The sequence below is a fragment of the uncultured Brachyspira sp. genome (assembly GCF_944390595.1).
Taxonomy (GTDB): Bacteria; Spirochaetota; Brachyspiria; order Brachyspirales; family Brachyspiraceae; genus Brachyspira.
This window is the reverse complement of the sequence record NZ_CALXRN010000054.1, coordinates 1-9,875: the sequence shown is the minus strand read 5'-3', so window position 1 is coordinate 9,875 and position 9,875 is coordinate 1. Positions and strand designations below refer to the sequence as shown.

General features: G+C 28.2%; 9 protein-coding genes and 1 pseudogene. 5 read left to right on the top strand and 5 right to left on the bottom strand.

The window, feature by feature from the left end:
• Window positions 1-479, top strand: a pseudogene (locus tag Q0J90_RS02975) (MBL fold metallo-hydrolase); the annotation flags it as partial.
• Window positions 480-542: 63 nt separating this feature from the next.
• Here the strand turns inward: Q0J90_RS02975 and Q0J90_RS02970 are convergent.
• Complete coding sequence (locus Q0J90_RS02970) at window positions 543-2,378, bottom strand: methyl-accepting chemotaxis protein (protein WP_297276494.1); 1,836 nt, start codon at window positions 2,376-2,378, stop codon at window positions 543-545.
• A 258-nt stretch (window positions 2,379-2,636) separates the two neighbouring features.
• Between Q0J90_RS02970 and metG the strand changes: the two genes are divergently transcribed.
• From metG to Q0J90_RS02950, 4 genes are all read left to right on the top strand, one after another.
• Window positions 2,637-4,601, top strand: a complete 1,965-nt coding sequence (metG, locus tag Q0J90_RS02965; RefSeq protein ID WP_297276493.1) for a methionine--tRNA ligase — start codon at window positions 2,637-2,639, stop codon at window positions 4,599-4,601.
• Window positions 4,602-4,628: 27 nt separating this feature from the next.
• Window positions 4,629-5,393 carry an FtsQ-type POTRA domain-containing protein gene (locus tag Q0J90_RS02960; protein WP_297276492.1) on the top strand — a complete coding sequence of 255 codons (765 nt, stop codon included), beginning with the start codon at window positions 4,629-4,631 and terminating at the stop codon, window positions 5,391-5,393.
• A gap of 129 nt (window positions 5,394-5,522) precedes the next feature.
• Entirely contained in the window at window positions 5,523-5,951 is a 429-nt protein-coding gene (locus tag Q0J90_RS02955) for a hypothetical protein (protein WP_297276491.1), read from the top strand.
• Window positions 5,952-6,038: 87 nt separating this feature from the next.
• A complete protein-coding gene (locus Q0J90_RS02950) occupies window positions 6,039-6,449 on the top strand; it encodes a hypothetical protein (RefSeq protein ID WP_297276490.1) in 411 nt (136 codons plus the stop codon).
• Window positions 6,450-6,452: 3 nt separating this feature from the next.
• On the opposite strand, the gene Q0J90_RS02945 is transcribed toward Q0J90_RS02950, so the two are convergent.
• The 4 genes from Q0J90_RS02945 to Q0J90_RS02930 all read right to left on the bottom strand — a co-directional run.
• A complete protein-coding gene (locus Q0J90_RS02945; RefSeq protein ID WP_297276489.1) occupies window positions 6,453-6,950 on the bottom strand; it encodes a prolyl-tRNA synthetase associated domain-containing protein in 498 nt (165 codons plus the stop codon).
• Between the two features lie 228 nt (window positions 6,951-7,178).
• Window positions 7,179-7,646 (bottom strand): ATPase, encoded by a 468-nt coding sequence (locus tag Q0J90_RS02940; protein ID WP_028329162.1) that lies wholly within the window; start codon window positions 7,644-7,646, stop codon window positions 7,179-7,181.
• A 127-nt stretch (window positions 7,647-7,773) separates the two neighbouring features.
• Window positions 7,774-9,633: a V-type ATPase 116kDa subunit family protein gene (locus Q0J90_RS02935; RefSeq protein ID WP_297276488.1), complete on the bottom strand. Its 1,860-nt coding sequence runs from the start codon at window positions 9,631-9,633 to the stop codon at window positions 7,774-7,776.
• The coding region (locus Q0J90_RS02930) for a V-type ATP synthase subunit D (RefSeq protein WP_297276487.1) at window positions 9,630-9,875 on the bottom strand (246 nt) is incomplete at its 5' end. The genes Q0J90_RS02930 and Q0J90_RS02935, both read right to left, overlap by 4 nt.

The following is a 9,875-nucleotide window of genomic DNA, read 5'->3' as shown; positions in this document are numbered from 1 at the left end:
AAATAGTATTTGGAAATATGATAATAGAAAGCATATGGGTTAATCATCCATGTCATACACTATCATACAAAATAACTTCAGGAAATAAAACTGTTGTATACTTAACTGATCATGAACCATATAAAAGACGTCTTCATGCTCAGCATCCTTCTCTTTCTCATTATAATCATAATGCAGATCTACTTCATGCCAGATTGATAGATTTTGTAAGAGGTGCAAATGTACTTATAATAGAAGGAGAATATACAAAAAGCGAATATTTTAATGGCCATATAGGATGGGGACATTCTACTTTAAATGATTCTATTCAAGTTGGTTTGGATGCAAATGTACCTTATGTAATAATTCACCATCACAATCAAGAAAGAACCGATGCCCAAATTAATCTAATATATAACAAATTAATGGCTTTCTTAAATAAAGAAGGAATAGATTTGCAATTGGCATTTGCAAAAGAAGGTTCATATATAATCATATAAAAAAAATAAGGAACCTCATTATTTGAAGCTCCTTATTTACTACTTTACTACAAAAAATAATAATTACAATTTAAAGAAACTAATACTATCTTCAAGCTTTTTAGCCCTAGACAATAGATTCTGCGATAAATTGCTTGAGTCTCCAGCTAAATGAGCATTTTGTGTAGTTATTGTTTCCATGCTTCCTATTGCTGTACTGATTTGATTAACACCTGACTGCTGTTCTAATGCTGTTGTAGCAATACTTTCCATTAAATCTGAAGTTTCTTTAACCTTACTTTGCAATTCAATAAATATCTCCTGAGATTTTCTAGCTGTCTTTGTGGCATTATTGATTTTATCTGCTGTATTATCAACTAAATTCGTAATATCTTTAACTGATGCCTGAGTAGTTTGCGCCAAATTTCTAACTTCGCTTGCTACAACCGCAAAACCCTTACCCTGCTCTCCTGCACGTGCCGCCTCTACTGAAGCATTCAAAGCAAGTATATTTGTCTGGAAAGCTATGTCTTCTATTATTTTTGTTATATCTTTTATTTTTTCACTTGATTCATAAACTTCTTCGATATTTGAAGAGGTTTGACTGATTATTTGGGCTGCTTCTTCTATATAATTAATAGATTCATTCATCATATCTTTACCATTTACAGCATTTGATGTTGATGACTGTATTGTAGATACTATTTCTTCAATACTTGCTGATGTTTCCTCTAAACTAGAAGCTGTAGACTCTGTTCTTCTTGACAGTTCAGTGCTGCTTTCCATCATAGTTTGAGAAGATGACATAATATCTTTTGAAGAGTCATTAACTTCATTAATAACCTCTACCAACTTCTGACTCATTATATGGAATGTTTTTTCCAATCTTCCAAACTCGTCTTTTCTTTCTTTTTTTATGTCTTTAACTTCTATATAGCCTTCAGATATTTTCTGAGCCTGCTTCATTAAACTGTCTAATGGAGACATTGTTCTTTTTATATAAGAAACAGTAAATGCATTTATAAATAACACGGATAATATACATATTATTATAGCTATTCTAATCATTCTAATATTTTCTTTGTAAATGATTCTGTCATCCATAGCTATAGTTAAAGTCCATGGAAGCTCGCTCATCTTAGTATAAACGGCCGTTCTTGAACTGTTCAAAGATTTATAATTAATAACCCCGCTTTGTTTATTATCATTTTTTATTAAAGTAAAATATCCTCCGCCGTTTTCATTAATATAATCATAAGTATCTATAACTATAGTTCCATCTTCATCCAATGCGAATAATCTTCCTGTTTCATCTAATTTAAGCTGTTTTAATGAATTTATTACCTCTTCCCAATTTATTATCATATAAATACTGCCGATTAAATCATTATTATCATTTTTTACACCTGCTATTATAGCCAATGACCATTTGTCATCAGCTGCTGATTTAACTATCTTACTTCCATAAGCAGCATCATAATTACTTTTTATAAAATTCTCCCATATACCCGGTCTTGTCTGCTGTATATGCTCGCCTATTGAAGTTTGTTTGGCATTATTTAATATCACTCCGTTTGTATCGGTTACTCCTATATTTAAAGAAAATTTATTAATAGATTCAAATTTCTGCAAAGTTCTGTCCAGCTGCAAATCCGCATTCGTACTGGAAATATTGGACAAATAATTAATAACAGACGGAGTTATGGCATAAGTTTTTATTAAAGTTTTATTTTCTGAAAGCCAAGAATCAATCATAGATTTATAACCTTCTATAGTAGAAGAAAAACCGGAAAATGTTGTTTTACTTACGCCTATAAATGATCTATATGACAATAGACATATAGTTATTATCAAAATAATAGTAGTTATTATACTTATTGTAAGCGGCATCTTAAATCTTATAGAATGTCTCTTTTTCATAATAAAAAAATTCTCCCTAAATAATATTTTAATTAATATTATCCTAAATATATTATAATACAATGACAAAAAATGACATATACATAATTTTTTTTAAAAAAATATATATTATTAACTATTTTTCGTAATTTATTGTAAAATATACACAAAAAATATATTTTATATTAAATATTTAGATTAATATTTTAACTTTACAAAAAGCATTAATTTTAGTATAATTAATTCAATTACATAACTAAATACCCGAGGCATACAGAAATGACAGATAAAAAGTTTTACATTACAACTCCAATATACTATCCTTCAGATTATTTACATATTGGTCATTGTTACTGCACTATAGCTACAGATACTATGGCAAGATATAAAAAAATAATGGGATATGATGTTTATTTTCTAACAGGTACTGATGAGCATGGTGAAAAAATAGCAAGAAAAGCAGAGGCAGCCGGCACTACTCCGAAATCTTATGTTGACAATATTGTTAATGCCACCAAAGAGTTATGGAAAAGACTTCATATAAATTATAATCATTATATAAGAACAACTGATGATTATCATGAAAGAAGAGTCCAGAATATATTTAAAATACTTTATGATAAAGGCTTCATATATAAAGGGGCATATAAAGGACTTTACTGTGTAAGCGATGAAGCATTTTTCACAGAAAGTCAAGTTGTAAAAAAAGATGATGGAAAATGTTATTGTCCTGACTGTGAAAAGGAATTAGAATATAAAGAAGAAGAATGTTATTATCTTAAATTATCTCAATACGGACAATGGCTTATAGATTATTATAATGAACATCCTGAATTTTTAGAGCCTAAAGAAAGACAAAATGAAATGCTTAAAAACTTTTTATTACCGGGATTAGAAGATTTAGCAGTTACACGTAAAGGATTAAAATGGGGAATACCTTGTCCTGTAGATAGCGAACATAGCATATATGTTTGGATTGATGCTTTATCAAATTATATTACAGCATTAGGATATTCAGAAGAAGGACAGGATGATTTATATAAAAAATATTGGCCTTGCGATGTACATTTTGTAGGAAAAGAAATAGTACGATTTCATGCTATTATATGGCCTATAATGCTTAAAATGCTTGATATACCGCTTCCTAAAAAAGTATTCGGACATGGATGGGTATTATTCGATGACGGTAAAAAAATGAGCAAAAGCAGAGGAAATGTTGTTGATCCTAATACATTAATAGATAAATACGGTGTTGATGCTTTAAGATATTTTCTAATGAGAGAGATTAATTTTGGTTCTGACGGATATTATTCTCAAGAAATGTTCCTAAAAAGAATAAACAGCGATTTAGCTAATGATTACGGCAACTTATGGTATAGAATAACAACAATGCTTGGCAAATATTTTAACGGAATACTTCCTGATGAAGTTGAGAGTGTTTACGGAGATAGAGAAAAGGAACTTAAAAAAATGGTTCTTACACTTGATGCTAATGTTGAGTCTGCTTTGGACAGCTTTAAATTCCATGAAGCTTTGTCATATATTTGGGAAGTTATTAGAATGACAAATAAATATGTAGAAGACAGTGCTCCTTGGAATTTAGCAAAAGATGAAAATAAAAAAGATCATCTTGCAAATGTAATGTATATATCTTTTCAAGTATATTATATAGTAACAGCATATTTACAAATATTCTTTGTGGAAACACCTAAAAAAGTATTTAACAGATTGGGACTTGGAGACAGTGTTCCTTTGGAAGATGCTAAAAAATGGGGCTCATTAAAATCCGGAATAAAAATAGAAAAAGGAGAAGCCCTATTTAATAGATATGATATAGAAAAAGAAATAGGAGTTAACACTATGGAAGAAAATCAAAAACAAGTTAATCCGCCTAAAGAAGAGGATAATAAGCATAAGCCTAATATAGAAAAAGATGATTTTGATAAATTAGAATTATTAACTGCTAAAATATTGGCTGCAGAAAAGGTAGAAAATGCTGATAAGCTTTTGAAATTTGTTCTTGATATAGGAAACGGAGAACAGAGAGTTGTTGTTTCATCTATAGCAGAATATTATAAGCCTGAAGAGATGGTTGGAAAAACTATTCTTTATTTGGCAAATTTAAAGCCTAAGAAATTCAGAGGAGTTACTTCTCATGGAATGCTTCTTTTAGCAGAAAACGGAGATACTCTTTCTCTTATGAGTCCTGAAAAAGATTTCCCTGCAGGATGCGAAGTAAATTAAAATAAAAAATAGAAACTATTATTATAAATGAAGAACTTAAAAGAAAATAAACTTAGAAAAAAATTAGATAAAAATAAGCTTAGCGATAAGCAGAAAAGTATTTTAAAAAGAATGGCTATTATTTTGGTTTTAGCTGCTATAGTAGTAGTTTCTATTGTTAGTATAAATAGAGCTAGAATTTTAAGAGTAGAGATAAGAGGCTTAAATAAATTAAATGCTATAGATATAATGAGAGAATCAAACCTTTCAGAATATAATAACATAAGCTTATTTAATATACCAAAAAAAGAAATTAAAGATAATATAGAAAATAATCTTAGAATTAAAGTTGAAAATATTAAAGTTTTATTTCCTGATTTGCTTATAATAAATGTATCGGAAAGAGAAAATCTTTTCTTATTAGAATCACGTACAGGAATATACGAAATAACAGATGACGGATACATTATAAAAAATGACTACATATATAATTATGATGTTCCGTATGTTACCGGATTAACTATAAATCCTACTAATAAACAAATAGAAAATGAATATTCAAAATATATATCCTCTGTAATATATGATTTAAAGACAAATCACAATGAAATATATAATATAATATCTGAAATAAATGCTTTCGGCAATGATTTAATACTATATCCTAGGGGTTATCAGGTACAGGTAATATTAGAAAAATATGTAAAAGCTGAAAAATTTGTAGATTTAACAGCTATATTAAAAACAATTCAAAATCAAAATACTAAAGCTCACAGAATCGATTTCAGATTTAAAGAGGCTATAGTCAACTGAAATTATTTTGATAAAGACTATTGACTTAAATAATAAATTCATTATAATTTATGTTATGATTATAGCAGCTTATCTGGAGATACTCAATACTCGATTTTAATTTGAACAATAAAGAGGTTATTTTTTTTTATGGATGACTTAAAAAATGATTTTTATCATAATGTAATAAACAATTATGATGAATATCTCAAAATAGTAGATATATGCCATAATTTATCATCTATCAGAATTAACCATTTAATAAAAACATTCGGCGGATATAATTATGAAAATGAATGCTACTATAATGAGTTTAAAAATAAAGATATATCATATTCTATAGACATATATTGCGATAGAATTGATTCCACACGTTTAATAATCCATTCAAGCAAGGGATATAAAGATTTAGAGCAATTGCTTATGGATGAGGAATGCATATACGGATTTAACAAATCCAACGATGAAGATACATTATATAGAAACTTCTCTTTCCCTAAAGAAGAAAAAAAATTGTTTTTTATAACGGAAAAGTTAATAAAAATTTTTAAAAGCAAAACTATGATTTTAAGTCAGTAATTTTTTTATTTTACCTATTGACTAATTTCAATAAATTCAATATAATTTTAGCCAATATCAAATATTTTTTATTGGAATTAATGAATTGTGCTGAAATCATATAGAGAATTATATTTTGATATATTAAAAAATTATGATGAATACATAAAAATAGTGAATATTTATAATAATTCATCTTTAATAAGAATAAATTATTTAATAGAACTATTCGGCGGTCATAATTACGAAAATGAATGCTACTATAATACATTCAAGAAAAATGATAATTCATACTATTCTATAGATATTTACTGCAATAAATTTGACTCTACACGTATAATAATATACTCAAGCAAGGGACCTAATGAATTAAATAAGATATTAAAAGAAAATGATATTATCGGTTTCAATAAGTCCCAAGATGAAGATACATTTTTTATGAAACTAGATTTTCCAAAAGATGAAAACAGATTATATTATGTGACTAAAAAATTAATTGATATTTTTAGTTCTATATAATAATTAAATCTCTATAATTTCTATATTATTATTATTTGTATTCTTTACTAGTTTTATTAAATCATTATATTCAAGAAAAACAGTAGCTGTATTATCGCATGGATGTATTCCTATTATATTATTAGTTTCAGGAACTGTTAAATCTTTATCTATTACAAAAATAACAGCTTTTTCTTTATCATATAAAAGTCCGAAAGGAGATACTGCTCCTTTGCTTAAATTAAGGTATTTTTCCAAATCTTCTTCGCTTGCAAATGTAAGTTTTGATTCTAATTTAGTACTTAAATCTTTTAAATTAAGTCTTTTAGCTTCTTCCATTATCACTAAAAAATGTCTTTTAGTTTTTCTGCAAAATAAAAATATATTCTTTATTATTCTGCCCTTTTTATCCAATTCCAAATCAAGCATTTCTTCCATAGTATAAACCGGAGTATGCTCAACTGCTTCATATTTAATATTATTTTCTTTCAAAATATTATAAATTTCTTCTTTCTTACTCATAATAAAAATCCAATTTTTTTCTTTATATTATAATACTTTTTAGATAAATAGTCCATAGTAATATATAAAATAATTAATACAAACTTATAAAATTTATATTTTATTATTTAATATACTATTAAAGTAGAATAAAATATATAAAATGAACATTTTTAAAACAAGAAAAATCCGTAAGAGTTAATTACAACTCCTACGGATTTCTTTATTTCAACTTTTATTAATACTTAATTAAGCACCTAAAACACCGCTGATTAAGAATGCTGTAGCGAAAGAAACGATAGCGTAAAGTTCTGGGAATACAGCAACGATGATAGTGTTACCAAATACATCATAACCATTACCTATAGCTTCAACACCATTAGCACAAACTTTACCTTGGAATATAGCTGAAACCATACAAGCTAAACCAACAGCAATACCAGCACCTAATATAGCAGCACCTTGGAAGATGTTTATATCAGCTGTTAAATAAGGCTGCATAATGAAGAAAGCAGCGAAACCATAAAGACCTTGTGTACCAGGCAACGCACTTAAAACAAGACAGCTGCCGAAAGCATCTTTGTTCTTCTTTAAAGCACCAACTGTAGTCATAGCAGAAATAGAAGTACCAACCGCACTACCAATACCAGACATACCAACCATTAAACCTGCTCCTATGTATCCTAATAAAAGCGCTGTGTTCATTGTAAAACCCATAATAAAATCTCCTTTTTAGATTAATAAAATATAATTTTCTATTATTGCTAATAAAAATTGTTCGCTTTTAACTATCTCACAATTTTTATAATTTTCTTGTTATTATTAATAACAAACCCTAGCCAAATTAAACCGCTTTTTTAAGAGGCTTATACTCTTTACCGCCGCCCTCAAATCCAACATTGTTGTAGAACTCTACGAATGTTAATCTTAAAGGGTGTACTAAAGCACCAAGTATGTTTAATGCGAATATAGCTATATGTCCGAATACTAGGAATACAACCATTATTACAACACCAACACCAGGTATTGCTTTGAAACTCATACCTATCTGGTTTATTACCAAAGCTAATATAGAACCAGAAGCACCTAAAGCAAATAAACGTATGTAAGAAAGTGTATCACCCATTATACCAGTAGCAGCAAAGTATACGCCAAGTATAGAGTTTAACACATCCGGTTTTTTACCTACGTTAGAAAGTATTACTAAGAATACCAAACCAACACCTATTAAAGCATAATATATAGTGCTGAATTGTTTGATAACTTCCATTTTCTGCATATCGCCTAAGAACCATAAAACAAGTCCTGGAATGAATAAAAGTTTACCAATAGCTCCTAATATATCGCCTATAGCACTAGTTTTAATTCTGTCTATAACACCAACTACTAAAGCAAAACATATATGTAATACGCCTATAAGCAATGCTGTATTAAATGGAGTTAAGAACCAATTTTCTTTTAAGTCAGTAATTATTAAATACTTACTTAAAGTAGCAAATAAAGGTATTTGAGTATTAGAAGGTATGCTTACACCAAAGAAGCTTCCTCCGTTTATAACCCCCATAATAGTAGTACATATACCCAATGTTAGGGCAAGTATTCCTATTCCTCTTAAACTTCCCTTTAATACGGTAAATAAACCTACTAAAGCTATTATAGTTAATACTAAACCATAACCTGAATCACCGAAACAATAAGCAAAGAACAATGGATAGAAAACTGCAATCATCGGAGTTAAATCTATCTCAAAATAATTCGGTAATTGGAATAATTTTGTAATAAGCTCATAAGCACCGGAATATTTATTATTTTTAAGTTCAACTGGCACTTTATCATCTTTTGTAGGCTCTTCAAGTATATAAGCTATTTTATTATTATCTAGGAAAGTTTTAACTTCAGCTTCTTTATCTTTAGGAACATAAGCCTCTACATAAAGAATTTTACCTTCTGTAACTTCACTAGGTATAAAGCTTTCTTTAGCCTCTTCAAAATGATTTGATATATTTAAATTTTCTATTTCTTTGTTAATAGCTTCTATATATACCTGATTTTTGATAATTTCAGTTTCAGTAACTTCAATTTCTTTATCAAGTTTAGCTATTTCACTGCTTATCTCATCATAAGACTTAGAAGGCATATTGATAATATCAAAAGGAATAGTCTCTTCAGAACCTTCTTTTTTGAAAGCAACAAAATAAACTTTTCCAGCCTCTTCTTTTATAGAACAAGTAAATATATCATTAACTTTAGAGAAATCATAATCATTATACTCTTTAACAGCACCTGAATAGAAAATAACATTATAATCTGTTTTTTCTTTTAAGTCTTTAACTTTATCAAAGCTAAAACTTCCAAAAGGAGCTATAACAGATAAGTCTTTTCTTAAAATTTCTCTTTCAGCTTTTAATTTTTCAGAAGTCTGAGAAGTACTGATAACAGCTTCTATAACTTCATTAGCTTTTTTAGATACTATTTCAGCTTTTAGATTAGAAACATCTTTTTTAGCCTCAGACAAAGCATTATTAATTATATTTTTAGCTCTTACAGCATCATTTTTTCTAGCAGAAATATTATCAATATTTTCACTAGAAACACCATTAGCAATTTCAACGTGAACAAGCCCAAGTGATGCCAAATCGCTTAAAGTTTTTTCCTTATCCTCATGAAAGACAAAGAGAGAGAGTTTCTTCATTTTTCTAATCATAAAGACGCCTCCTTAGCTCTGTTTCTTTCTTTTACTATTTTTTGAGAAGACTTACTTAAATTGTCCTCGTCTTCCATATACCTTTTAATCTTGATTATAGCTGTTTTATACTCAGGAATTTGAACTTTCTCATAAAGGTTAACTTTCTGAGTAGTTTTTTTCCTAGCATAAGCCAATGCATTTAATCTAGCCTCAGTCATTTCAATTTTTACTTGAATAGTCATAAGGCGTTCAAACATGCT